Genomic DNA, 25,317 nt, shown 5'->3' with positions numbered 1-25,317 from the left:
TATACAATCTAATTTAAGTTCTTAATTGCATGGTATCGAAAAAATAAAAAAATAGCAAACAGCTGCTCATTGTAAAAGACAAGACCAGAAGTAAGCGAATGGAAAAACTTACTTTTGGTCTTGTCTAGTAGTTTGCTAAAAGATACATTGTTAGCTTCTTTATAGCCTTGGCTTTTGTATTAATAAAATTAAAAAATAAGGTGCACCACAAATCGCTATCATCACACCAGCCGGTAACTCTCCGCTAGTCAAAATTAATCTTCCTAAAGTATCAGCAACCAATACAATTAGTGCTCCAATTAACAAAGTCAAAGGGAAGCGTTGTCGCGTGCGTCCTTTTAATAACGTTTTTGTAATATGAGGTGCTAAAAGACCAACAAAAGCTAAGTTTCCACAAAAAGCTACACAACTCGCTGCTAAAGCTGCTCCTAAAAACAAAAAACGAAGGCGGACGCGACGAACTTTAACACCAATGCCCAATGCCTGTTCATCATTTAACTGCAATAAATCTAAATACGGTAACTGTACCAGTGTAATACCTATTAAAAGAACAAGCCAACCTAACAGAATTAAAACATAGCTCCAGCTTGCCCCCCATAGCGAGCCAGCCAGCCAATTGGTTACAAAACGATAACGATCTGGCGCAACTCTAATCGTTCCCAATAATGTTAATGCTCCAAAACCAGCATTCACTGCAATACCAGCTAATAATAATTTATCCAAAGCTAAAAATGGACCCCTTTGATGTGCAATACCGTATACCGCAAAAACAGCTAGCAAGCCTCCTGCTAATGCTAACACTGGTAATAAAAAACCACTTCCTTGTGCAAAAAAACCAAGATAAATTAAAACAAAAAAACCAGCACCACTATTAATTCCTAGTAAGGAGGCATCAGCTAAATCATTACGTGTCACCCCTTGCAATAAATATCCCGCTGCACCAAGTCCAGCACCACCTAAAGCAGCCAAAATTGTTCGCGGCAACCTTAACTCAAAAACAGTTAACTCTAAAGTGGTGCTAGCATTACCTGTCATTAAAGCAAATATATCTGTTAGATTTAAGATCTGTCGTCCAAATAAAATATTAATCACGAGGGAAAAAAACAATAAAACACTAAAAATACTATAAATATATTTTTTCTTCACGATTGACTCCTCCAAATCTTTAGGAGTAAAAAAGGAACTCCGACAATGGTTATGAGCAGACCCAAAGGAGTTTCAAAAGGTGGATTTAACAAGCGTGCCAACAAGTCCGCAAAAACAACAAATAGGCCACCACCAACTAAGACTAACGGTAATAATCTACGATAATTATCCCCTGTAAAATAGCGCATAACATGAGGAACCATCAGTCCGATAAAACTAATAGGTCCGACTAGTGCTACTGCAATTCCAGCCAAAATGACAACAAATAGTAATGTGAAAAAGCGAATTCGTCCCGGTTTTTTCCCTAAAGCCAACGCATTGTCATCACCTAAAAGCAATAAATTAATACCTCTAGCAAAAAATAAACTACCTATTATCGCAAATAAATAAAGGAACCAAACTTGTTGAAGTTGTTCCCAAGTAATATTTGCAACACCGCCGACAAACCAAAATGCAATATCTTGTTGTAAGTCAAATATCAAAGATAATGCTTGACTAAGTGCAGAAAAGAGACTGCTAATCGCCACACCAGCCAAAATAAGACGTGTGGGAGTCAAAGTAGTAATTGTACGGCGACTGACCAAAAAAATTAAAAAAGCGGCGAAAAAAGCACCTGCAAAAGAAAACCAAATTGTTCGGTTAATCGAAGCTTTAGGCCACAAAATAAAAACAAGTGCCAACCCTAATGAAGCACCACTATTAATCCCTAACAAACCAGCATCTGCTAATGGATTTCTAGTTACACCTTGCATGACTGCCCCACCTAAAGAAAATGCACTACCAACTAAAAAAGCACCAATAACGCGAGGTAAACGTAAGTTCACAATTATTTGTTGCGCTTGATTGCCTTTGTCAAAGTGGAAAAATGCATTCGTAACTTCACGAATAGAAATATCAGCAGCCCCATTAGTTAATGAGAAAAATAAAAGAAAGAAAGTGGCTATGATTAAAATTCCCCATATCAAAGCAAAACGATTAGTCTTCATCTTCTGTCCCCTGCAATTCATAATTCATTAAAAGAGGTTTTTCTGTTTTTATATCCACCGTTAATTCCGCTTTGATGGAAAATAATTGGGCTAAAATTTCGGGTGTCATAACATTTTGTGGCGTCCCATTGGCTATAATTTCTCCTTGCTTTAAACCAATTAAAATATCTGAAAAACGCGAAGCTAAATTTAAATCATGAATAGACATAACGATAGTTTTTTGATATTTTTGATTGATTTTTTGAAGCAATTGCAAAATTTCAAGCTGGTGAGCTGGGTCTAAAAATGTTGTTGGCTCATCCAAAATTAAAATATCTGTATCTTGCGCTAACGCCATTGCTAACCAAACGCGTTGCCGCTGTCCACCAGAGAGTGCTTGTAATGAACGTTGTTCTAAACTAGCCAAACCGGTGGCAGAAAGTGCCCAACTAACTGCCTCTTGATCTTTTTTATCTAACTGCCGTAAACCTTTTTGGTAAGGAAAACGTCCGTAAGAAACCAGCTCTTTAACAGTCAACTCAAGATTTTGTTCTGTATTTTGCGCCAATAAGGCAATCTGTTGTGCGACTTCTTTTGTTGGGAGCATCTCGATATTAACACCGTTTAACATTACTCCCCCTTTTTGAGGTTGCATAATTCGAGCCAATGTTTTTAATAATGTCGATTTACCACTACCATTTGGTCCAATTAGACCAATTATTTTCCCAACGGGTAATTGAAGCGACAACGATTCAATAATAATTTGTTTTTGATAACCAACAGTTATCTCTTTTGCTTCCAAGGTAGTCATTGCAATTCTCTACTTTCATTGATAATGATTATCAATTATCGCTTTATTTTTACAATTCGTCAATAGAAGGAAAATTGCTTGCTTAGTAATTTCATTATTTTACAATTGACAAAAGAAAGAAGTATGCTAGTATCATTAATTGATAATTATTCTCAATTAAAACGTAAACAATCGAAGTGTTTCTACGAAAGGAAATCATTCATGAAAAAACATCAAAAAGTTACCTCTGCTTTAGTATTGTTAGCTAGTCTTTTATTAATTACTGCTTGTAGTTCTAACAATAAAGAAACTGCCAAAAAAGAAAGTCGAATTCTGACTGATCAATTGGATCATAAAGTGGAGATTCCAAATAAGCCAAAGCGAGTTATTGGTAGTTACTTAGAAGATTACCTCGTGGCATTAGGCGAAAAACCAGTAGCACAGTGGACGGTTGGTGGTGGCTCTCGGCAAGATTATTTAAGTAAAGATTTAAAAGATATTCCCTTAATTAATTATGACTTACCTTATGAGGATGTTTTATCCTATGACCCCGACTTATTATTAATTGAATCTAACGGTTTGGTTGAAGGAGGCAAATACGAAAAATATGCCAAAATCGCCCCCACCTATGTCGTTAAAAATGGCGAAAAAGTTACCTGGCAGGCTAAATTAACCGATATTGCCAATGTATTGAACAAACAAAAAAAAGGCGAAGAAGTCATTAATGACTATGACAAATTAGTAGCTGAAACAAAAAAGAATTATACTAAAAAAATAGAAGATAAATCCATTGCTGTTTTATGGGTAACAAATAACTCTGCTTTTATGGTTGCTGACACTCGTTCTAGTGGAGATCTTTTATATCAACAACTAGGTTTCAAAGTTCCAGATTTGACAAAAGAAATTAGTGAAAAGGCGACTTCAGATTGGTCAGCAGTGTCATTAGAAAAGTTAGCTCAAATTAATTGTGACTATTTAATTCTTGTTAACAGTGATCAAGGCGCAGCCATGTTCAAAGATTCCTTATGGCAAAACATTCCGGCAGTAAAAAATGGTAATTTGTGGGAGTTTGGCCCTGAAAAAAGCTGGCTTTATAACGGCCCTATTGCTTATCGCGAGATGATTGAAGATATTAAATCAAAACTGAAATAATAAAAAGTAGTACTTGCTTTGAAGCTGGCAAGTACTACTTTTTCTAGTTTATCCACCTCAAAAAGGATTGTTTCGTTTTTACTACTAGCCTATTTAGCTTACAAACGATGCGTTGAATTATTTCTCAAATAGACATGCTGAAAAGCTCAAGTCCATCTTTTCAGGCCAACAGCTTGCACTTCTTGTTATGCTATAAACATCATGTGTAAATAATATCGTAACATCTAACACTTTTGTTCGTTGTATTGAATTTGCTAGGTTTCCCCAGCAAAAGCAATTATACTAAAGAAAAATCTTATGAAAACGAGGTGTCCAGTTGAAACTTTATCATAATTTTATTGCAAATATTAAACTAAGGCGCTACGGTGTATTATTAAGCATCATACTTTTGCTCTATCTCGCACGTAGCCTTATGACGCCAATCTTATTAACCTTCATTTTTACCTATTTAGCTATCCATTTTATTCAACTTGTCCAACGTTTTTTCAAAATCAAACCTATTTTGATTGTTATTACTCTTTACGGTGGCACAGTATTTTTCTTGTATATCGTATTAACCAAATATATTCCTATTTTATTCCATCAAACTTGGCATATGGTGGACACTGTTGTAGCTTTTTATGATGATCAACCAACAAACTCTAATCAAGTCCTCGACTGGGTTTTACAATATATTCAGCGAAGTGAGTTTCTTGATCAGCTAAAAGGCGGAGCCAGTTTTATCATTGGTTATCTTCATGATTTCGGTAAACTAACCGTTTCATTAGCGCTATCATTTTTACTCAGCTTCTTTTTTTCCGTCGAATTAAAAAAAGTGAAAAATTTTTCAAAATTATTTTTTTCTAGTGATTTTGGCTGGTATTTCCAAGATATATTTTACTTTGCTCAAAAATTTACCAATACTTTTGGTGTCGTTTTAGAAGCACAATTTTTTATTGCAATCGTAAATACAGTTATCACCATTTCAGGATTAGCAATTATGGGCTTTCATCAATTGCCTAGTCTGGGGTTGATGGTATTCTTTTTCAGTCTCATTCCCGTTGCTGGTGCTATTATTTCAAGTATACCACTATCATTTATTGCCTATTCTCAAGGCGGCATGTGGGATTTATTCTTTATTTTATTAATGATTTTATTTATCCATATTTTAGAAGCCTACGTTTTGAACCCAAAATTCATGTCAAGTCGCACAGAGCTACCGATCTTTTACACGTTTGTGATTCTTCTCATCGCAGAACAGCTTTTTGGAATTTGGGGATTAATTGTTGGAATTCCTATTTTTACTTTCTTTTTGGATGTTATGAATGTCAAAAAAATTTCTCAATCAAAAACCTAACAATATACTAGGTATTCAAATGAGTCCTTTTTATAAGCAAAAATTTACGCCTCTGGTTTTCTCATTCTAAATTAGAAGCTACTCTTAGTATTACCTACACTTGAAGTTCAACCTAGCTGTACTTTAAAACAATTGAATTTCTGAGAAAAAAAGAAACCCTCTAAAACACTGGTCTTAGAGGGTTCCTGAAACGCTTATTTTGTTTCGCGGTGTAAAGTAACTTTTCTTTCGCGTGGGCAATATTTATTTTTTTCCAAGCGGTCAGGGTTGTTACGTTTGTTTTTGCTTGTCAAATAATTGCGTTCTTTGCAAGAAGTGCATTCTAATGTGATGTTTACGCGCATGATTTTCCCTCCCATATCCTCATTCATACTCTAAGATTACTCTCAGACTTGAATATGATAGCATGTTTTTTATTTGAAAGCTAGTCTTTTAAGCAATTTTTGTTAAGTAGTTTTACTTGACGATAAAAAACATAAATTTCAAAATTGAAAGAGCAACGAATAAACATTACCTCTTCCTCTGATAGAATAAAAATATCTTTTGACAAAAAACATCTCACAAAAATACTTTTTGTGAGATGGCTTACTACTTATTTTATTCGAAAAACTCACCGTAAACATCGTCCACTGTTTGTTCTGGGTTAATTACGATGTAAAGACTCTTTGTCTGTTCACTTACTTTAGTTGTTTGGTATACATTATCTAAACCTTCTGTATCTTTGTCTTTATATGGGAAATAGACCATATCTGGTTTACCAGCTTTAAATAAAATTTCCATCCGTTCAATATCTTGATATTTCAAAGCACGGGCAAACATCCCTAACTCTAAGCCACCTAGATTAATATCATGTGTTGCAACGTGATCACCTTCTGGATAAATTTCAATTTTAAATCCAGCACATGGGTGAATTTCAACAAATTCACTACCATTGATGCGGCCAAAACTTGTAGTAATTTGCTTAATCCATAAGTCGCCGATAAAGCGACGATTAATCGTCCAAGTTTCTCCATTACGGAAATAAAATTTCAAAGCTGTCATTTCTCTAGCCATTTGACTTCCTCCTCTGATTAGCACCAACCATCGTGAATAACAACACAATCGTTGTGCCTTTAACAATTTGTTTCACTCCATCAATTAGTTTAGCACAACTTTAAAATACAGGATAAGAAAATGCTTACACCTGACTCAAAAATTCCGCTATATTTACCTCAATACGCTGATGTTCACCTTTTGCAATTAAATTCTCTTCATCATAACAACAGAATGAAAAAACACTTTTGCGATCTTTTCGTTGTTCTAGTTTAGCTTCAACCGTTATAGTCGCTCCATTTTTTGAAGGTTTTAAGTGTAGAACATCAAATTTTACGCCCACTGTTGTCTTAGTGCTGTCTAATTTTTCTTGTAAGTATTCAAAACACGTATTTTCTACCATCTGAACAACAGCAGGAGTAGCTAGAACAGCTAATCCGCCTGACCCCACTTTTTTTGCTGTTAAATCTTTTGTCACTGTGAAATTTTTTTGAATCACTTATCATCACCTGCTTGTAGGAGTTCTTGGGCTTTATCTAACAAAACTTTTGAATCGTTTTTTAAGTCTTTTGTTACTACTTGATATTCTAGCTGCCCCAAAATTTCTTTTAGCCACTTACCAGGTTTTAAGTCAATGCTTTGTAACAAATCATTACCATTAATTGCTAAATCGCGTAACTGTTTAATTGGCAAAGCCTCATACTGATTTTTTATTTTTTCAAGATCGGGAGTCAAATTGTAGAACGTCACCAACTCTTCTACTGCTAAGCTATTCTTTAAGCCTAGTTGATAAATTTCCCAATTTGTTAAAGGTTTTTCTTGTCGAATTTTTAAACCCCAGTGAAGTGCTTGTACTTTTTGAATCAACTCATTAGAAGCCTTCCATTTTTTTAGAAAAGGACGAATTAAGTTTTGTCCTATTCCCATCTGTTCAACCAATACAGTCCACGCTTGTTTAGAGGTTGTAAAAATTAAGGGTTTTAAATCAGCAAAACGCAACAATGCTTCTCCATAATGCCGTAAACCAGGACAATACAAATAACATTCTGTTTCCACTAGAAAACGAACAGCTTGATTCCGAAATTTTCCTAACAAGAGTTTATCAAATTCTACATAGATACGTTCAACAGAAATTTTTTCTAATAAAGCATGGTTCTCATTAATCGCATCAAAAGTTTCGTTTTCAAAAGAAAAACCAAGCTGACTAACAAACCGCAACCCCCGCATCATCCGCAATGCATCCTCATGAAACCGCTCATGAGGATTTCCCACTGCACGTAAAACATGTTCTTGTAAATCTATTAAGCCATCAAATAGATCAACGATTTCGCCATCATCTTTTAAGGCAAACGCATTAATCGTAAAATCGCGGCGTTTCAAATCTTCTGTCAACGATCGTACAAATTCAACCTGGTCTGGACGTCGAAAATCTTGATATGTTGACTCTGTTCGAAAAGTTGTCACCTCATATTGTTCATCATGTTGTAAGACTAAAACAGTTCCATGCGCAATGCCAATATCAATCGTGCGTGGAAAAATTGCTTTAATTTCAGCGGGAAAAGCACTTGTAGCAATATCAACATCATGTATTTTATGTCCTAACAAAACATCTCTGACGCTGCCCCCAACAAAGTAGGCTTCAAAACCAGCTCTCTCAATTTGATTCATTACTGGTAAAGCAAGTTGAAATTCTTCAGGCAATTTAGTTAAGCGCATTCTCATCCTCCGGGGCTCTTGTGCCATCTTTTCGTTCAAAGCGATAATGATCCCGTTGATTAAATTTCGCCATATTCTGGTCAAAAACTTCCGTTAAATCAATCTCTAGAGAATTCGCCATTAATAATAATGCAAAAAACACATCCCCTAATTCTTCTGCAACTGTATTCGGGGCTTCATTTGCTTTTTTTTGCTTTTCACCATAGTAGTGATTGACTTCTCTAGCTAATTCCCCCACTTCTTCTGTCATACGGGCAAGTTGTGCTAAAGGAGAGAAATAGCCTACTTTAAACTGTGCGATATAATCGTCTACTTCGTGTTGCATTTGGTATAATGTTTTTTTCGTCATGTGATCACTCCCGTCATTATCTTATCAAAATAATTCTACAATTCAAAGTGTCCGCTGATTGTCACTGTCATTTTTTCATGATACATTTGAGAAGGCAGAAAACAAACGTTATCTTGCCTGCTTTTAATGGATGGAAAGACGGTGAGAATATGAATACGAATAAATATACACCACTATTGAGAGATTTAATTTTAATTCTTATGGGTACTTGTATTTATGCCTTTGGTTTAATTTATATCAATATCCCCAATAATCTCGCTGAGGGGGGCGTAACAGGTATTACCTTGATTTTACGTGCATTATTTGGTATTAATCCCGCGTTTAGTACTTTTATCTTGAACATTCCAATTATTATTTTAGGTGGCAAAGTACTAGGAAAGCGTTCATTCTACTATACTATTTTTGGTACCACTAATTTGTCTGTCTGGCTTTTTATTTGGCAAAAAGTACCGCTGGCTATTAACTTAGAACACGATTTGCTTATTTCTGCTTTATTAGCTGGCATTATCGCAGGCTTTGGTAGTGGAATCGTTTACCGTGTTGGTGGCACAACCGGTGGTAGTGATGTTATCGCCCGCATTTTGGAAAAAAAACGGGGAATTTCAGTTGGTCGTTCATTATTTTTCTTTGATATTTTAATTCTATTAGCCTCATTGACTTATATTGATTTAAAACGGATGATGTATACTTTGATTTTTTCTTATGTGTTTGCCAATATCGTTGATACTATTTTAGATGGTGGCTATTCTGCGAAAGGAATACTCGTAATTTCAAATCAGACAAAACAAATGGCTCCTGTCTTAATGGAAGTGACTGGACGTGGTACGAGCTTTTTAAAAGGCGAAGGTGCATATTCTGGTATAGATAAAAATATTTTGTACATGGTGGTAACTTCAAGAGAAGTAATGGAGGTAAAACGCATTATTGCGGAGTTTGATGAGCAGGCTTTTATCTCTATAATAAACGTCCATGAAGTATCAGGTGAAGGCTTCACTTACAAACGTCCCAAAAATAACTTCTTTAAAAAAAAACAAAATCATAATTGATTACTTGTTTAGCCAAAAAGATGCAAAAAGATGGTGGTGAAATGCTATTCCTAACTAATATAGGATAATATTTCACCACCATTTTTTAATCTGCTGTTTTTTGTCTGGAATGCTGCTGTAACTCTTTGTTTACATCTTCTGACAAGCGCATAAATCTTTCTTTATCACCTGTTTCCAATGCTTGGTCGATTTCTTGATACAATTGATTCATTCTTGCAATCTGTTCTTCTTCAAGAAGGAACTGATTAACACTATCAATGACTGTCGGATCGATGTTTTCATTCCACTTCATGAACGGATTATCCTCTAAAATTGATAAATATCCCGGATTCTCCCATGCATTATCAAAAAGGCATTCAATATACAAAGCTTCTTTCCAGTTTAAACGAATCTCATGAAAAATCTGATCACTATCCTCAAAAACCTTTCCGGAAATAAATAATCGCATTGGATCGCCTTGAGCTGTCAAATCACGAATTTGTAAACCGCGATTAGTAGCATCGGCGTTTTCGACAAAATGAACATTATTTAAGATAGCTTCATGGTTGGCTAAATAATTTAAAATCCAACAAACTTCACGACGACTAAAAGATGCATGGGTGACAAACCAATTGAGAAAATTCTTCTTTTCTTTGACGTCGATAAACATCGTCCTCACCTTCTTTTCTTTATGATAAAGCCTCCAAAATCGACTGTACTTCTAAATCGCCTGGCTCATGTGCTAAATAATGCTCCAACAGTACCTTTGCTTCTTGCAACTTTCCTTCTTCTCGCAAGAAAATACCATATTCTTTCATAAATTCTGGCTCGTGATTTAATTCAATATTAGCTTTTTCATAATGAATAGCAGCATCACTAAATTCTTCTAATTGATTGTATGCTTGTGCCAAATTCCATTGAGCGTAAGCATCATCAGGGTTTTCCATTTCATTAATTGTTGCAATAACTTCTTCAAACTTTTCTTGTTTTAAGTATAAATTACTCAACATAAATAGTGTTTGATCTAATTTCTCACCGGTTTCCAAAGCTTTTTGCAAATATTCTTCTGCTTTCTCGTCATCATGAAGACGGTAAACATTTTCAGAGGCGAACTGATAAAAATCAACATTAAATGGATTCTCTTTTAATCCAGCTTCAATTACTTCTTGTGCTTCTTCTAGCTGTTCTTCATCTTGTAACGCTTCTGCCAGATATAAATACAAAGATTGATATTGTGGATTTAGATTGCGTAACTGTTCCAGGTATTGAATAACTTGTTCATTTTCTTTTAATTGACGATACACAAATGCAATCTGAAAGAGACGATCATCTGTGACTTCGGTTTCTAACGCACGACGCAAGTGAACCACCGCTTCTTCAAATTGTCCTTCCATACTCAAAGCTGTACCTAAACGTTCTTCTAATAAGATGTCAGCCATCTCTGTAATATTGGAATTAAGTAGAATTTGATAAATCGTTGCTGCTTCTCCAAAGCGTTCAGTTGTGAAAAATAATTCTGCTAACGCAAATTGAATTAAAGGCTCATCTGGCAATATTTTAGCTGCTTCGGTTAATTTTGCTTCGCTTACCTCAGGAATGCCAATCATTTGGTACAAATCTGCGGCTAACAACAATGCCTGCACATAATAATCACTATTTTGGGGGATTTTTTCAATAAAATTCAGTGCTTGATCACTATTGTCATTTTCAATAGCTACTTCGGCTAATCCTAAGTATAATTCTTCATTATTCGGATATTTTTCTAATAAATGCAAAAAAGTTTGTTCTGCTTCTTCCAAAAAGCCAATTTGCAATAAATACTGTGCTAATTCATGCAGTTGGCTATCATCATCATGCACTAATGCTTGATTAAAAGCTAAATTGGCACTCACCAAATCTTCATTTTCTAATGCTTCGAGCATTTGTTCACTATAAGATTTTTCCATTAACTTTCCCTAATCTCCTTTAAAGTAGCTTGATATTTTTCAATTGCTTGTTGCAATGATTTTACAGTAATTTTAGTTTTCCTACCCACTTTGCCAATTCTTTCTAATGTGACAATTGGTGCTTCTTTTTGCGCTTTATCTAAAACTTGCAACTGATAATCGACTAAAGAAATCTGCGTTGGCAAATGAATCGGGTAGCCTAGTTGTTGAAACCAAATTAAAAAATTTTTGAAATTAAAATGAAGCTCATGATTAGCATCACACCAAAACAAATGAAATAAAATCCCAAATAATCGTTTCATATTAGAAGATAGCAAATGTCCATTTTCGATCTGATAAAAAGCGGCTTCAAACAATTGCCCAAACTCTTCTATTTCAAAAGATTCCGCATAGTAGTCAATCAAATCTGCTATGAAAGCCGCAAAAGAGCGTCGATAAACCAATTGTTGATTTGGAAAATTTTGGTGCAAATCTTGCAAAAAATCATAGTCACAAACCAGACCAATTCTTATAAAAACTAATAAATCAACTAATTTCCCTTCAGTTTGTGCTTCTGTCAACGTTTGATCAAAATAAACTGCTCGGGGTAAATTTTTAACTTGAAGTAATACTTGACTGTTTTGTTTCATGATGGCTTGTTCTAAAATCAAAACTTTGGCTAATGATCGAACTGAAACTGGCAAGCACCAATAATTACTAGGTAAAATTGTAGTTTGTGCTAAAAACCCCGTTAGTTGCATAACACCTTCATTTCCATAGCCACAAAATAAATAGTTACGATTTTGGGGAAATCGTTCCAAAAAGTGTAGCAAATTCATTAATTCTTCCAAGTTGTTGCAATATGTCTGATTTCGACAAATATACCAGTCAATATCACGGGCTCTTTTAAAGAGTTGACTAATTTTTTCAAAAGAACGATCATAGTATTTTTGATTTGTTAAAATAATCACGTGTAAATTATCACTAGTAATAGGATCAATACTTTTGTTTAATGTCTCTCCATAAAAAATACGAGTACTAAACTGGCCTTTCTGATAGCTTTTCTCCATAAGCTCCTCCTAGTATAAGTTTATCATTAAAAGTCAGAGAACAAAAAGATTTCGCCGTCAATTTCGCTCCAAAAAAAGAAAAAACTTCTCAATCTTAATGAGAAGTTTTACTTAACAATTGAAGTTACCAACTTGCTTTTTTAACACCCGGAATTTTACCTTCATGGGCTAATTCTCTAAATTTTACCCGTGACATCCCAAACTTGCGCATATATCCCCGCGGACGTCCATCAATTCGGTCTCTATTTTTCAAACGATTAGGATTAGAGTCTTTCGGAAGTTTCGCTAATGCTGCATAATCACGCGCCTTTTTTAATTCATAACGTGTTGCTGCGTAGCGCGCAATCATTGCTTCTTGTTTTTTTGCTTTTGCAATCTTTGATTTTTTTGCCATTTTGCTGTCCTTTCTTTTTTAAGCCAGCAGACAATTTTTTGAGCATTTAAAACGTAATATTTACGCTTTGTTAATATAGCACGTTTTTCTTTTTGCCGCAAACAACTTACCTTATATAAACAAGACGCATACTGTGTGTTAGGAAAAAACGTTTCATATAAAATCCGTAACACTAAAAATCATTAGTACATTTTAGTTGAAGCTGGTTTTATTATCTACAAGAAAATTATGTTTTTTAATTTTAAACTTAATTCCTTAAACCAATAGAGTATAAAGGGACGGAGCTGTTTGTAAGTTGATATAAGCCGGATCAAACTCACTTAAACGCAATAATAGGGCACTCAAATCATTAGTCTTTCTAAGCAATATTCCTAAGACGACAGGACCTGTACCGCGATTAATCTTTTTTGTATACTCAAAACGCGTAATATCATCATTTGGGCCTAAAACTTTACTCACAAACTCCTTTAAAGCACCTGGGCGTTGCGGAAAATTAACCACAAAATAATGCTGCAACCCGGCATAAACGAGTGATCGTTCTTCAATTTCTGCCATACGACTAATATCATTATTTCCCCCACTGATAACACAAATAACTGTTTTTCCTTTAATTTTCTCTTTTAAAACTTCTAGTGCTGCCACACTAAGAGCACCAGCAGGTTCAGCTACAATTGCTTGCTTAGCATATAGCTCTAAAATGGTTGCACAAACTAGCCCTTCATCAACTACTGTTACAGCATCCAAATAATTTTTAGCATGAAAATACGTTAGAGAACCTACTTTCTTAACTGCAGCACCATCGACAAAGTTATCAATTTGTTTTAACGAAACTGGGCCAGCGTGATCAAAAGCTGCTTGCATAGAGGGCGCTCCCTTTGGTTCGATTCCAATAATTTTTGTTGCTGGATTGGTGTTCTTTACATATGAAGCAATACCACTGATTAATCCACCCCCACCAATAGCGGCTAAAATGTAATCCGGTTCAAAACCTTTTTTTTTAGCATCTAGCATCATCTCAAGCGCTAGTGTACCTTGACCGGCAATAATATTTGACTCATCAAAAGGATCAATAAATGTCATTGTATGTTTTGCGGCGAATTCTTTTGCGGCCTTTGCTGAAGCATCAAATGTATCACCTATTAATTTAATGGAAACTTTATTACCACCGAAAAATTCTACTTGTGCAATTTTTTGTTTTGGTGTAGTTGTGGGCATAAAGATGATAGCAAAAATATCCATTTCACGACTAGTGTAGGCAACACCTTGCGCATGATTACCAGCGCTTGCGCAAACTACGCCGTTAATTAATTGTTCACGGGGGATTTTTTTAATGGCATAATACGCACCTCTTAATTTGAAAGATCGAACTTTTTGTAAATCTTCCCTCTTTAATAAAATCGTTGCCTCATACTTTTCAGACAAGTAGCGATCGTATTGTAACGGGGTGTGACTAACTACTTCTTTTAAAACTTGGTATGCACATTTAACCTCGGCATCCGTTATCAAATCCAAGGTGCTCACCTCCAAAAATTAATCTTTTTTCGTCACAAAAGGCATCATTTTTCTTAGTTCTTTACCAACTTGTTCAATTTGATGTCCTGCATTTTCTTTTCTCATTTTATTAAACGCAAAGAAATCAGCTTTATTATCTTTAATGAAACCTTTAGCAAATTTGCCGTTTTGAATATCAGTTAACACTTCTTTCATATGTTTTTTCGTTTCTGCTGTAATAACACGAGGACCAGAAACATAGTCACCATATTCAGCTGTATTGGAAATAGAATGACGCATTTTAGAAAAGCCACCTTCATAAATCAAATCAATAATTAATTTCATTTCGTGGCATACTTCAAAATAAGCAAGTTCTGGTTGGTATCCTGCTTCAACTAACGTTTCAAAACCCGCTTCAATCATTGAAGTTAAGCCACCACATAAAACAGCCTGTTCTCCAAATAGATCTGTTTCAGTTTCTTCTCTAAAAGTTGTCTCCAATACCCCAACGCGAGTAGCTCCGATTCCTTTTGCATAAGATAACGCGAGGTCTTTTGCCTTACCAGTAGCATCTTGATATACCGCAAATAAAGCTGGCACCGCAAACCCTTCTGTGAAAGTACGGCGTACCAAGTGACCTGGTCCTTTTGGCGCAACTAAGAAAATATCAACATCTGTAGGAGGCGTGATAACATTAAAATGGATATTAAATCCATGAGCAAAAGCTAGTGCATTGCCAGCTGTAAGATTGGGAGCAATTTCATTATCGTAAAGTATACCTTGAATTTCATCCGGTGCTAAAATCATAATAACTTCACTTTCTTTTGTCGCCTCAGCTACTGACTTTACAGTAAAGCCATCTTCACGAGCTGCTATTGCGGACTTTCCCTCACGAATACCAATAATAACATTGTGTCCTGTATCACGCAGATTTTGGGCATGCGCATGTCCTTGTGAACCATAACCTACAATTGTAATTGTTTTGTCTGCTAATGCATCTTGGTCGACATTATTTTCATAGTAAACTTTTACCATCTTAAATTCCCTCCAATAATCAAAATTATATTAACAGCAATTGCTTGCAATTAACCTCTAGTAAAACCGGTAATTCCTGTACGTGCCATTTCTTTAATGCCATATGGTCGTAAAATATCTATACACGCTGCTACTTTTTCAGAAGATCCTGCAATTTGAATGGCAATAGTTTTGATACTGACATCAACAACATCTGCCCGAAATGGTTCAATCATCGTTTTAATTTCTGTTCTCATTTCAGCAGGAGCATTCACCTTTATAAGTGCCAATTCCCGCTCAAGATGTGGCACATCGGTAATATCGGAAACTTTTACGACGGCAATTTGCTTATTTAATTGTTTGGTAACTTGTTCAACCTCAGCTAAAGTCTCCACATTAATAACAAAAGTCATGCGGGAAATGTCTTTATTTTCGGTTTCGCCAACAGAAATACTCTCGATGTTTACTTGTCGACGATATAAAACACTGCTAATTCGACTCAAAACACCAACGTGATTGTAGACCATCGCCGTAATCATCCGTTTCATTTTAGTCCACCCCTACCATTTGATCATTGGCTTTTCCCGGTGGAATCATAGGTAAAACATGTTCAGTAGACGAGACAACAACTTCAATTAAGCCTGGCCCAGGTTTATTAAAAGCCTTTATAAAATCTTCTTCCATCGTTTTTGGATTTTCAATTTTGTCCCCATTGATGCCATAAGCTTCTGCCAACATTACGAAATCTGGTGAATTTTTAAAAACAGATTGCGAGCGCCGATTATCAAAGAATACTTCCTGCCATTGTCGCACCATTCCTAGTGAATGATTATTTAGCAAAATAAATTTAATATCTAACTGGTGTTCATTTAAAATGGCAAGCTCTTGATTGGTCATTTGAAAGCCGCCATCCCCAACAAAAACTACAATTTGACTATCAGGGTTACCAAGTTTAGCCCCAATGCCAGCAGGAATACCATAACCCATAGTGCCTAATCCACCGCTTGTAATCAACTGATTGGCAAATTTAAAAGGATAATACTGTGCTACCCACATTTGATGTTGCCCAACATCCGTAGCTACATAAGCATTTCCGTTTGTCAAATTTCCCACAAGCTCAATTACTTTTTGTGGCTTAATCTCAGCAATATTATTACGATCATAAGTAAATGGTTTGTCCTGTTTTCGTTGCTTGCAAAGCGATTGCCATTTTTTTATATCAGACATTTTAATTTCTTTATTCAGCATACTCAAAAGTGTCTTTTTTACATCTGCTACAATCGGAATAGTAGTTGGAATGATTTTACCAATTTCAGTAGGATCAATATCCACGTGTACAATTGCTGCATTTTTAGCAAAGTCGGCTGGCGAAGTTGCTAAGCGGTCAGAAAAACGACACCCAAAGTTAATCAAAAGATCACACTCTGCTAATGCCATATTTGCGGCATAAGATCCGTGCATTCCTGCCATGCCTAAAAATAATTGGTGATTACTTGAAAGAACACCTAAGCCAAGCAAACTTGAGATCGTAGGAATCTGATATTTTTCAACGAAACGAGTAAGCTCTATTGCCGCATTTGCTGCCACAACACCGCCACCAGCCAAAACTACTGGACATTTTGCTTCTGCTAATTTTCCCATTAAACGATTTATCTTTAGTTCAGATGGCTGCGTATTGGGTTGATAACTTTGCAAATGGCATTCATTTGATGGTTTTTCGGTCGTTTGACAAACTGACACATCTTTTGGTAAGTCGATAACTACAGGTCCTTTGCGACCTGTAGTGGCGATATGAAAGGCTTCGTTTAAAATTCTAGGCAAGTCGTTACTATTGCGGACTTGATAATTATTTTTTGTAATTGGTAGAGTGATACCTAAAATATCTGCTTCCTGAAAAGCATCTTTACCAATTCCTTGTGTCACTACTTGCCCTGTAATAACAACTAAGGGAACTGAGTCACTCATAGCATCTGCAATTCCTGTCACAACATTTGTCGCTCCTGGTCCACTCGTAACGATAACAACACCCGGTTTTCCAGTCGACTTAGCATAACCTTGTGCTGCATGAATCGCTCCTTGTTCATGACGGGTTAAAATGTTGGGAATACGTTCTTGATAAAGTACGTCATATAATGGCAAGACCGAACCGCCAGGATAGCCAAAAATAATTTCCACATCTTGTTTTGCCAAACAATCTAATAATAATTTTGCCCCCGAAAATTCTGCTGCTACATTTGTATTTTTTTGCGTATTTGCCATCTATTTCACTCCATTTCCTCTGGTAATTTCATGATTCCACCAGTATGAGCTGAGGTGACAAAAGCTGAATAGCGCGCTAACCACCCCTTTTGGATTTTACGTTTAAATTGTGGTAATTCTTCTTTGCGAGTGGCCATTTCCTCTTGAGATAAATTCACGTTAATGGTTCGTTTTATAAGGTCAATTGTGATTTCGTCACCATTGCAAATGAGAGCCAATGGTCCACCACTTGCTGCCTCAGGTGAAATGTGTCCAACGGCTATTCCTCTTGTCGCTCCTGAAAAACGTCCATCTGTAATCAATGCCACATCTTTTCCCAAACCGCGTCCAACAATACTCGATGTCGGCGCTAACATTTCTGGCATTCCTGGTCCACCTTTTGGTCCCTCATAACGAATAACAACTACATGACCTTTTTGAACAAGCTGATTGTCAATAGCGCTCACCGCTGCATCATGTGAATCAAAACAAATTGCTTTTCCTACAAAAACCTTGATACTAGGATCTACTCCACCAACTTTGATGACACTACCTTCTGGTGCGATATTGCCATATAAAATTGACAGCCCCCCAACAGGACTATAGGGATTTTCTTTTGGATGAATAACTTCTTCATTTTTAATTGCAGCCTGTTCAACATTTTCTCGAATTGTTTTACCAGTTACTGTAATTCGGTTAGCGTGAATCGCGCCTTCAATGTGAACTAATTCATTAATGATGGCAGAAACACCACCTGCTTTGTATACATCCTCCATAGAATAAGCTGAAGATGGCGCAATTTTTGCTAGATAAGGAATCCGTTTTGCAATTGTATTAACTTCTTCCAAGTTATACTTAATTTGTGCTTCATTTGCGATTGCTAAGGCGTGTAACACTGTATTTGTCGATCCTCCCATTGCCATATCTAGTGCAAAAGCATCATCGATTGCTGCTTTTGTCACAATATCACGCGGCTTTATTTGTTTTTTCACAAGATTCATTAAATGATGAGCTGATTTCCTTACTAATTCTTTTCGTTCCTTAGAAACAGCTAAAATTGTCCCATTACCTGGTAATGCCAGTCCTAAAATTTCTAACAAACAATTCATAGAGTTGGCAGTAAACATACCGGCACAAGAGCCACAAGTGGGACAAGCATTTTGTTCTAAATAATTAAAATCCACTTCTGACATTTTGCCATCTTTATAAGCACCAACAGCTTCAAACATCGAAGATAAAGTCGCCTTATGTCCTTTTAAATCAATTCCTGCTTTCATTGGACCACCGGAACAAAAAATTGAAGGAACGTTGGTACGAACTGCAGCCATAATCATTCCGGGGGTAATTTTGTCACAGTTAGGAATATAGAAAACACCGTCAAACCAGTGAGCATTTATTACCGTCTCCGCTGCATCGGCAATTAATTCACGACTAGGCAATGAATAGCGCATTCCAATATGTCCCATCGCAATTCCATCATCAACGCCAATTGTATTAAACTCAAAAGGAATACCTCCTGCTTTTCGAATTGCTTCTTTTGCTACATCAGCAAGTTCTCGTAAGTGAACATGACCCGGAACAATATCAATATAAGAATTGCAAATCGCAATAAAAGGCTTATTCATATCTTGAATATTTTTAACATGTCCGGTTGCATACAATAAACTACGAGCTGGTGCCGCATCGAGTCCTTTTTTTATTTGATCACTTCTCATTTCATCAGCTCCTATTTTATTAATTTAAGAAAAAAAGCATCCCAACATTTTGGGATGCTTTAGTAAGAATCCCTCTCGCTAACGCAAATAGGACTCAAACAATCGGATTTATTACTTCTCCGTGTTCTAAGTCCTGGACTTGATAATTAAAATGACGATTTTATGATTCAAGTTAGATTTACGCATAAAGGTTTCCTCTATTCCTAAAAAGTGTATTTTCAATTAATTTTATTAAATATATCGTGTTCCACACTTAAAGTCAACGAATTTTCAGAATATTTTTTATTTTCCATTTTTAAAAGGGGGCGGCCTACCCTCTATTTCAACTAGACACACTAATCAAAACTTTCATTGTTGAATTTTCTATTCTTTTCTAACGAATACAATTATTACTCGCCTTATTTTAATGCGATAATTCTTGTTATAAATGATTTTCAACAAAGTTTCCTTTATGCTGTAAATAAATAAAAAAAGCTCAAAACTGCAGTGCAGTCTTGAGGACAACCAATTTTTTAACGAACAGCGATAGTGTAACTTTTCTTTTTTCCTTTTAATAGTTTAAACTTTGGTTAGTATCTAAAAAAGCTAAAGTATTTTTTTTACTACTTATAAATTAAAAAAACTAATTGTACTCCAAAAACAAGAGCGCACAGAAGATTTCCATCTTAGCAATGAAACCTGTAATAAAATTCTGATAACTATTTTATTAAATAAAGTGACTGTGATCCCATCTTTTCGTATATTCTTTTTAGAATCTCATAATTAACAGCTTTGTTTTTTTGCCCATAAGGATCATTAACATAGACATTTGATCCTTTAACACCTGTCATAACCACCGCATGACATAACGATGTTACTGAAACACTTCCATTATTCGTTTGCCATAGCATAAAATCTCCTTCAGTTGGCACAACGAAATCTACTGTAGTCACAATCCATACAGGTGAACCTGCCTTTACTTGTTGCAATAAAACATCAAAATCCGTATTATTTGAATTCATAACGTGGTAATCATTTTGAACAATTGTTTTTGCTACTTTGGCTACTGGTTCTACAAAACCACCCATTGCTAGATAACCCTCGTAAATATTCCCAACAAATCCGCTACGGGGATCCCCATGGATGTCATTTTCCTCATCTTCATAAACAGGTACATAAACTAACTTTTGTGCTAATTCATTTTTATTTGTCTCATAACCATAAAATTGCAGCAACATCGAAAGTGCTGTTATTTCGCAACCATTTTCAAGTGGAACATCACCCTCAAATTGATTTTCAAGAGGTATATCTAGTAATGTATCTGAAACTAGTTTTTGATCTAAATTTATTGTATTAGTTGTTTTTTCAAAAGATTGTATTCCTTTTTTATTCGTCTTAAAAGTTGTTGTTTGAAGCAAAAAGGTTGCCGTTAGGACTAATACTAGTAAAAAAGCCTTTTTTATCATTACCACTACCACTCCTTCTTTTAAGATACTTACAGTATAATTTGCTAAACTTAAAGGAAGCTTTAAATGGAGAAAATTGACTAAATTTATCTAATAAAAAAACAGAACTTTAAGCTATACTTCTCAATAAATCGTTTTATCTAAAAAATTTTACGAGCTAGCCTTCTAAAACAACAAAAAAACCGTCAGAGCTCTAGAGCTCCAACGGTCTTTTCACTGCAATTATTTCACAGCATCTTTCAATGCTTTACCTGGTTTGAAAGCAGGTACTTTGCTTGCAGGGATTTCAATTTCATCACCAGTTTGTGGATTACGTCCTTTACGAGCCGCACGAGAGCGAACTTCAAAGTTACCAAAACCGATTAATTGAACTTTTTCACCTTTAGCTAAAGCATCTTGGATTGTTGAGAAAACAGCATCTACAGCTGCAGTAGCATCTTTCTTAGTTAAGTCAGTAGCTTGTGCAACTTTTTCGATCAATTCAGCTTTATTTGCCATGGATGATTTCACCTCCTAAAAAGAGTCATGATGTAAACATCAATTCACAAAAAATTTGAGTGGTCCAAACTTTTGTGAAAAATATTGATCAGTATCAATATTCTGATACTACGTTATCACAAGAACCTTGTAATATCAAGGATTTTGGGCATTTTAAAGAGCTTTTTTAACCTAGCTTCTTCTTTTTATCAAAAAGGAGCGCTATCTTTTGATAAAGCAATAAAAATATGATAAAATCGCTATTTTCTGCGTCTTGCAATGACACGAATTGGTGTGCCTTCAAAAGTAAAAGCTTTCCGGATTTGATTTTCTAAAAAGCGTGCGTAAGAAAAATGCATCAGCTCTTCTTCGTTCACAAAAATAATGAATGTTGGCGGTTTTACAGCTACTTGAGTCGCATAAAAAATCTTTAACCGTTTCCCTTTATCTGTTGGCGTTGGATTGATCGCAACAGCATCCATGATAATATCATTTAACACGGCTGATGGAACCCGTAAATTTTGGTTCATGCTAACTTCTTCAATTAGTTCAGGTAACTTGTTTAGGCGTTGTTTTGTAACAGCTGAAACAAAAATAATTGGTGCATAATCCAAATATTGAAATTCATCTCTTATTTCTGTTTCAAAGTCGCGCATGGTATTTGTTTCTTTTTCAACCAAATCCCACTTGTTAACGACAATAATTATTCCTTTACCGGCCTCATGGGCATACCCGGCTACTCGTTTATCTTGTTCACGAATACCTTCTTCACCATTTAAGACCATTAAAACCACATCGGAACGTTCAATCGCACGCATTGCCCGCATTACAGAATACTTTTCGGTACTTTCATAAACTTTTCCTCGTTTACGCATACCAGCTGTATCAATCATTAAAAATTCTTGTCCATTTTCAGAAATAAAATGCGTATCAATGGCATCACGAGTTGTTCCTTCGATATCAGAAACAATTACGCGATCTTCACCTAAAATCGCATTAATTAAAGAAGATTTGCCTACATTCGGTCGACCAATCAAACTAAATTTAATGACCCCTTCATCTTCTTCTTCCATCTCGTCAGTAAAATGCTTAACTGCTTCATCTAGTACATCCCCAAGTCCCAATCCATGACTACCAGATATGGGATACGGATCGCCCAAACCTAAAGAATAAAATTCATAAATTTCAGAACGCATTTCAGGATTATCCACTTTATTAACAGCTAAAATTACCGGCTTATTGCTGCGATATAAAATACGCGCCACCATTTCGTCAGCATCTGTAACACCCTCTTTGGCGCTAGTAACAAAAATGATAACGTCTGCTTCATCAATTGCAATTTCTGCTTGATGTTTAATTTGCTCCATAAAAGGTTCATCGCCCAAATCAATTCCGCCAGTATCAATAATACTGAAATCGCGACCCAGCCATTCTCCATTTGCATAAATTCGATCCCGGGTAACGCCTGGAGTATCTTCCACAATTGAAATACGCTCACCAGCAATACGGTTAAAAATTGTCGATTTTCCCACATTAGGACGGCCGACAATTGCAAGAGTTGGATTTGCCATAACTCTACCTCCTTATTTCTTTATAACATTTTCTTCTAATTAAAAATTCTATCTTTATCATAATAAAATTCATCTGATAATACAGTCCACTTGCACAATCTTTCTTAGTTTACCTAAAGCCAAGAAAACATGCAAGTAAAATCAAATAAAAGAGATACTGCATCTCATAAGAGAAATTATGCAGTATCTCACTATTTTTTACAACTTATAAAAAATTACGCTTCGTCTTCTTCCACTACGTCATTTGCATCTTCTGAAATCATTGTTTCTTCATTTGCATCTTCGTCGTTATCAGCTAAAGCTTGACCTAAGATATCCCCCATTGTAAAACCAGTACTTTCTTCTGGTAACTCATAGCTATCTTCTGCAACAATCTTTTCTTCAGCTGGTTTTTCTTCTAAAGCTTTAATTGAAAGCGCGATACGATGTTCATCAGGATTTACTTCCAGAACTTTTACTTGTACTTCATCACCCTCATGTAACACTTCATGTGGTGTTGCAATATGTTTGTGAGAGATTTGCGAAATATGCACAAGACCTTCAACGCCTGGGAATACTTCTACAAAAGCACCAAAGCTCGTTAAGCGTTTAACAGTACCCGTTAAAACCGTCCCGACTGCAGCTTTTTCTTCGATATCAGACCAAGGCCCAGGCAAAGTATCTTTAATAGATAATGAAATACGTTCTTTTTCTGGATCAATCGCCAATACTTTTACTTGTACTTTATCGCCAACGTTTAATGCATCACTTGGTTTATCAACATGACTATGAGAAATTTCAGATACGTGAACTAATCCATCAATTCCACCTAAGTCTACAAAAGCACCAAAATCAGTCAAGCGTGCTACTGTACCTTCAACCACATCACCATCGTGAATTGAACTTAACAATTCTTCTTTACGAACTGCTTTTTGAGCTTCCACAACTGCTTTATGTGATAAGATCAAACGATTTTCTGATGGTTCAATTTCAATAATTTTAAAAGTTAAAGTTTGACCTTTGTATTCTTCAAAATCAGCTACAAAGTGATCTTCAACCATTGAAGCTGGCACAAACCCACGTACACCAACATCAACAACAAGTCCACCTTTAACTACATTGGTTACTGGAGCTTCAATAATTTTACCATCTTTAAAGTCTTGTTCAATATCTTCCCAGACTTTTTTTGCATCTAAGCGGCGTTTAGACAGTAAATAACTGCCGTTTTCTTTATCTTTACCAATCGAAGAGATAACGACTAGCTCCAAGACATCCCCTACTTTTACAACTTCATTGATGTCTTCAACTGGAAGAGTAGATATTTCTTTTACCGGAACTACTCCTTCTACACCAGCGCCTTCAATCCCCACAATGGCTTGTTTGTCTTCAACGGCTAAAACTTCACCTTTGACAACATCCCCCACTTTTACTTCTTGGAAGCTTTCCAACGCATCCGCCATAGATTCGCCGTTTTCTACTTGATTGTTTTCAAATTCTGTCATGACATATGTCCTCCTAACCAACAATTAATTGATTGCTGTGCACTACACACTACAAGTTTAAGTTTAAATTATTATGCCTTAAAAATAAAGCGATTTCCATTATTTCTTGAAATTTGCTCCAATTTAGCATCTTTTCTTTTTAAAACTATGATAACTAATATACTCTACCATAAAAATGACGGCAATTTGTCTGTAGCAAGCACTTAATCTTATTATACCGATTAAAAAAAAATTTCACCAAATAAAAAGACTTACACGCAAAAGCGTAAGTCCAAAAATTATAAATAGCCTTTTTGACTGACAACAGCCTTAATCATAGTAACTACTTCAGCAATAGTTTTTCCCGTTGTATCAATTAAAATTGCGTCTTCTGCTTGTTTTAATGGAGAAACTTCGCGATGAGAATCAATGTAATCGCGTTTTTCAATCTCTGTTTTTAAAGTTTCAAAATCTGTTTTTATTCCTTTTGCTTGATTTTCTTTGTAACGACGTTCTGCTCTTTCTACAACGCTAGCAACTAAGAAAATTTTCACTTCAGCATCCGGTAAAACAGCAGTACCAATATCGCGCCCATCCATGACGACACCGCCGTCTTTGGCGATAGTCTGTTGTTGCTTAACTAATTCTTTTCGAACTAATTCGTGAGCAGAAACTTCCGAAACATTATTAGTAACATCTGATTTTCTGATAGCTAAGGTTACATCTTCTCCATCAATAAATACTAATTGTCCGACTTCACTTTGCTTAAACGTAATAGGATAGCGATGGATTAATTCAACTAGTCCTAGTTCATCTGAAAACGCGACCTCATGCTTAATCGCCATGAAAGTTACACTACGGTACATCGCTCCTGTATCAGTATAAATAAATCCATAATCTTTTGCTAAAATTTTTGCTACTGTACTTTTACCCGAAGAAGCCGGTCCATCAATAGCAATATTAATTTTTTTCATTTGTTTGCCACCTATCTTTAGACATTAAGAAA

Annotated in this window: 25 protein-coding genes; 3 read left to right on the top strand and 22 right to left on the bottom strand. The window is 35.6% G+C overall.

Annotation, left to right across the window (positions count from 1 at the left end):
• Window positions 1–159: 159 nt before the first annotated feature.
• From EsVE80_RS05355 to EsVE80_RS05345, 3 genes are read right to left on the bottom strand one after another with little or no spacing between them, the layout of a single operon-like run.
• Window positions 160–1,146, bottom strand: a complete 987-nt coding sequence (locus EsVE80_RS05355) for a FecCD family ABC transporter permease (protein ID WP_173102789.1) — start codon at window positions 1,144–1,146, stop codon at window positions 160–162.
• Window positions 1,143–2,132: a FecCD family ABC transporter permease gene (locus EsVE80_RS05350; protein ID WP_173102788.1), complete on the bottom strand. Its 990-nt coding sequence runs from the start codon at window positions 2,130–2,132 to the stop codon at window positions 1,143–1,145. Before EsVE80_RS05350 ends, EsVE80_RS05355 begins: the two co-directional genes overlap by 4 nt.
• Window positions 2,122–2,922, bottom strand: a complete 801-nt coding sequence (locus EsVE80_RS05345) for an ABC transporter ATP-binding protein (RefSeq protein ID WP_173102787.1) — start codon at window positions 2,920–2,922, stop codon at window positions 2,122–2,124. Before EsVE80_RS05345 ends, EsVE80_RS05350 begins: the two co-directional genes overlap by 11 nt.
• Window positions 2,923–3,123: 201 nt before the next feature.
• On the opposite strand from EsVE80_RS05345, the gene EsVE80_RS05340 reads away from it, so the two are divergent.
• Window positions 3,124–4,053, top strand: a complete 930-nt coding sequence (locus EsVE80_RS05340; protein ID WP_173102786.1) for an ABC transporter substrate-binding protein — start codon at window positions 3,124–3,126, stop codon at window positions 4,051–4,053.
• A gap of 316 nt (window positions 4,054–4,369) precedes the next feature.
• The gene (locus EsVE80_RS05335) at window positions 4,370–5,389 is read left to right on the top strand and encodes an AI-2E family transporter (protein WP_173102785.1); all 1,020 of its coding nucleotides are present in this window, start codon (window positions 4,370–4,372) and stop codon (window positions 5,387–5,389) included.
• Window positions 5,390–5,583: 194 nt separating this feature from the next.
• On the opposite strand, the gene rpmG is transcribed toward EsVE80_RS05335, so the two are convergent.
• The 5 genes from rpmG to EsVE80_RS05310 form a co-directional block, all read right to left on the bottom strand.
• Window positions 5,584–5,733 carry a 50S ribosomal protein L33 gene (rpmG, locus tag EsVE80_RS05330; RefSeq protein WP_016172256.1) on the bottom strand — a complete coding sequence of 50 codons (150 nt, stop codon included), beginning with the start codon at window positions 5,731–5,733 and terminating at the stop codon, window positions 5,584–5,586.
• A 253-nt stretch (window positions 5,734–5,986) separates the two neighbouring features.
• Window positions 5,987–6,442, bottom strand: a complete 456-nt coding sequence (locus tag EsVE80_RS05325) for a hypothetical protein (protein WP_173102784.1) — start codon at window positions 6,440–6,442, stop codon at window positions 5,987–5,989.
• Between the two features lie 124 nt (window positions 6,443–6,566).
• Window positions 6,567–6,920, bottom strand: a complete 354-nt coding sequence (locus tag EsVE80_RS05320; RefSeq protein ID WP_173102783.1) for a thioesterase family protein — start codon at window positions 6,918–6,920, stop codon at window positions 6,567–6,569.
• Complete coding sequence (locus EsVE80_RS05315; protein ID WP_173102782.1) at window positions 6,917–8,137, bottom strand: CCA tRNA nucleotidyltransferase; 1,221 nt, start codon at window positions 8,135–8,137, stop codon at window positions 6,917–6,919. The genes EsVE80_RS05320 and EsVE80_RS05315 overlap by 4 nt, the downstream gene beginning before the upstream one ends.
• Window positions 8,124–8,486 carry a nucleotide pyrophosphohydrolase gene (locus EsVE80_RS05310; RefSeq protein WP_173102781.1) on the bottom strand — a complete coding sequence of 121 codons (363 nt, stop codon included), beginning with the start codon at window positions 8,484–8,486 and terminating at the stop codon, window positions 8,124–8,126. Before EsVE80_RS05310 ends, EsVE80_RS05315 begins: the two co-directional genes overlap by 14 nt.
• 149 nt (window positions 8,487–8,635) lie before the next feature.
• Between EsVE80_RS05310 and EsVE80_RS05305 the strand changes: the two genes are divergently transcribed.
• On the top strand, window positions 8,636–9,532 hold the full coding sequence (locus EsVE80_RS05305) for a YitT family protein (RefSeq protein WP_173102780.1): 897 nt from the start codon (window positions 8,636–8,638) through the stop codon (window positions 9,530–9,532).
• Window positions 9,533–9,617: 85 nt separating this feature from the next.
• Here the strand turns inward: EsVE80_RS05305 and EsVE80_RS05300 are convergent, their stop codons facing one another.
• The 14 genes from EsVE80_RS05300 to cmk all read right to left on the bottom strand — a co-directional run bounded on the left by EsVE80_RS05300 (window position 9,618) and on the right by cmk (window position 25,285).
• Window positions 9,618–10,181, bottom strand: a complete 564-nt coding sequence (locus EsVE80_RS05300; RefSeq protein WP_173102779.1) for a ReoY family proteolytic degradation factor — start codon at window positions 10,179–10,181, stop codon at window positions 9,618–9,620.
• Window positions 10,182–10,200: 19 nt separating this feature from the next.
• Window positions 10,201–11,457, bottom strand: a complete 1,257-nt coding sequence (locus EsVE80_RS05295) for a tetratricopeptide repeat protein (RefSeq protein ID WP_173102778.1) — start codon at window positions 11,455–11,457, stop codon at window positions 10,201–10,203.
• Entirely contained in the window at window positions 11,457–12,506 is a 1,050-nt protein-coding gene (locus tag EsVE80_RS05290; protein ID WP_173102777.1) for a hypothetical protein, read from the bottom strand. The genes EsVE80_RS05295 and EsVE80_RS05290 overlap by 1 nt, the downstream gene beginning before the upstream one ends.
• Window positions 12,507–12,630: 124 nt before the next feature.
• A complete protein-coding gene (rpsN, locus tag EsVE80_RS05285) occupies window positions 12,631–12,900 on the bottom strand; it encodes a 30S ribosomal protein S14 (protein ID WP_173102776.1) in 270 nt (89 codons plus the stop codon).
• Window positions 12,901–13,155: 255 nt separating this feature from the next.
• Window positions 13,156–14,412 (bottom strand): threonine ammonia-lyase IlvA, encoded by a 1,257-nt coding sequence (ilvA, locus tag EsVE80_RS05280; RefSeq protein WP_173102775.1) that lies wholly within the window; start codon window positions 14,410–14,412, stop codon window positions 13,156–13,158.
• Window positions 14,413–14,430: 18 nt separating this feature from the next.
• Entirely contained in the window at window positions 14,431–15,426 is a 996-nt protein-coding gene (ilvC, locus tag EsVE80_RS05275; protein WP_173102774.1) for a ketol-acid reductoisomerase, read from the bottom strand.
• A 50-nt stretch (window positions 15,427–15,476) separates the two neighbouring features.
• Window positions 15,477–15,953: an acetolactate synthase small subunit gene (ilvN, locus tag EsVE80_RS05270; protein WP_173102773.1), complete on the bottom strand. Its 477-nt coding sequence runs from the start codon at window positions 15,951–15,953 to the stop codon at window positions 15,477–15,479.
• Window position 15,954: 1 nt separating this feature from the next.
• Window positions 15,955–17,664: a biosynthetic-type acetolactate synthase large subunit gene (gene ilvB, locus EsVE80_RS05265; protein WP_173102772.1), complete on the bottom strand. Its 1,710-nt coding sequence runs from the start codon at window positions 17,662–17,664 to the stop codon at window positions 15,955–15,957.
• Between the two features lie 5 nt (window positions 17,665–17,669).
• Entirely contained in the window at window positions 17,670–19,358 is a 1,689-nt protein-coding gene (gene ilvD, locus EsVE80_RS05260) for a dihydroxy-acid dehydratase (protein ID WP_173102771.1), read from the bottom strand.
• Between the two features lie 698 nt (window positions 19,359–20,056).
• Window positions 20,057–20,803, bottom strand: a complete 747-nt coding sequence (locus tag EsVE80_RS05255) for a C39 family peptidase (protein WP_173102770.1) — start codon at window positions 20,801–20,803, stop codon at window positions 20,057–20,059.
• Between the two features lie 222 nt (window positions 20,804–21,025).
• Window positions 21,026–21,301, bottom strand: a complete 276-nt coding sequence (locus EsVE80_RS05250) for an HU family DNA-binding protein (RefSeq protein WP_016172327.1) — start codon at window positions 21,299–21,301, stop codon at window positions 21,026–21,028.
• 239 nt (window positions 21,302–21,540) lie between these two features.
• Window positions 21,541–22,851, bottom strand: coding sequence for a ribosome biogenesis GTPase Der (der, locus tag EsVE80_RS05245; RefSeq protein ID WP_173102769.1), 1,311 nt, complete (start codon window positions 22,849–22,851; stop codon window positions 21,541–21,543).
• Window positions 22,852–23,066: 215 nt separating this feature from the next.
• A complete protein-coding gene (gene rpsA, locus EsVE80_RS05240) occupies window positions 23,067–24,332 on the bottom strand; it encodes a 30S ribosomal protein S1 (protein ID WP_173102768.1) in 1,266 nt (421 codons plus the stop codon).
• Between the two features lie 278 nt (window positions 24,333–24,610).
• Window positions 24,611–25,285 carry a (d)CMP kinase gene (gene cmk / locus EsVE80_RS05235; RefSeq protein ID WP_173102767.1) on the bottom strand — a complete coding sequence of 225 codons (675 nt, stop codon included), beginning with the start codon at window positions 25,283–25,285 and terminating at the stop codon, window positions 24,611–24,613.
• Window positions 25,286–25,317: the final 32 nt, after the last annotated feature.

The sequence above is a fragment of the Enterococcus saigonensis genome, from assembly GCF_011397115.1.
Lineage (GTDB): Bacteria > Bacillota > Bacilli > Lactobacillales > Enterococcaceae > Enterococcus_C > Enterococcus_C saigonensis.
This window is presented reverse-complemented; position numbering and strand designations above follow the sequence as displayed.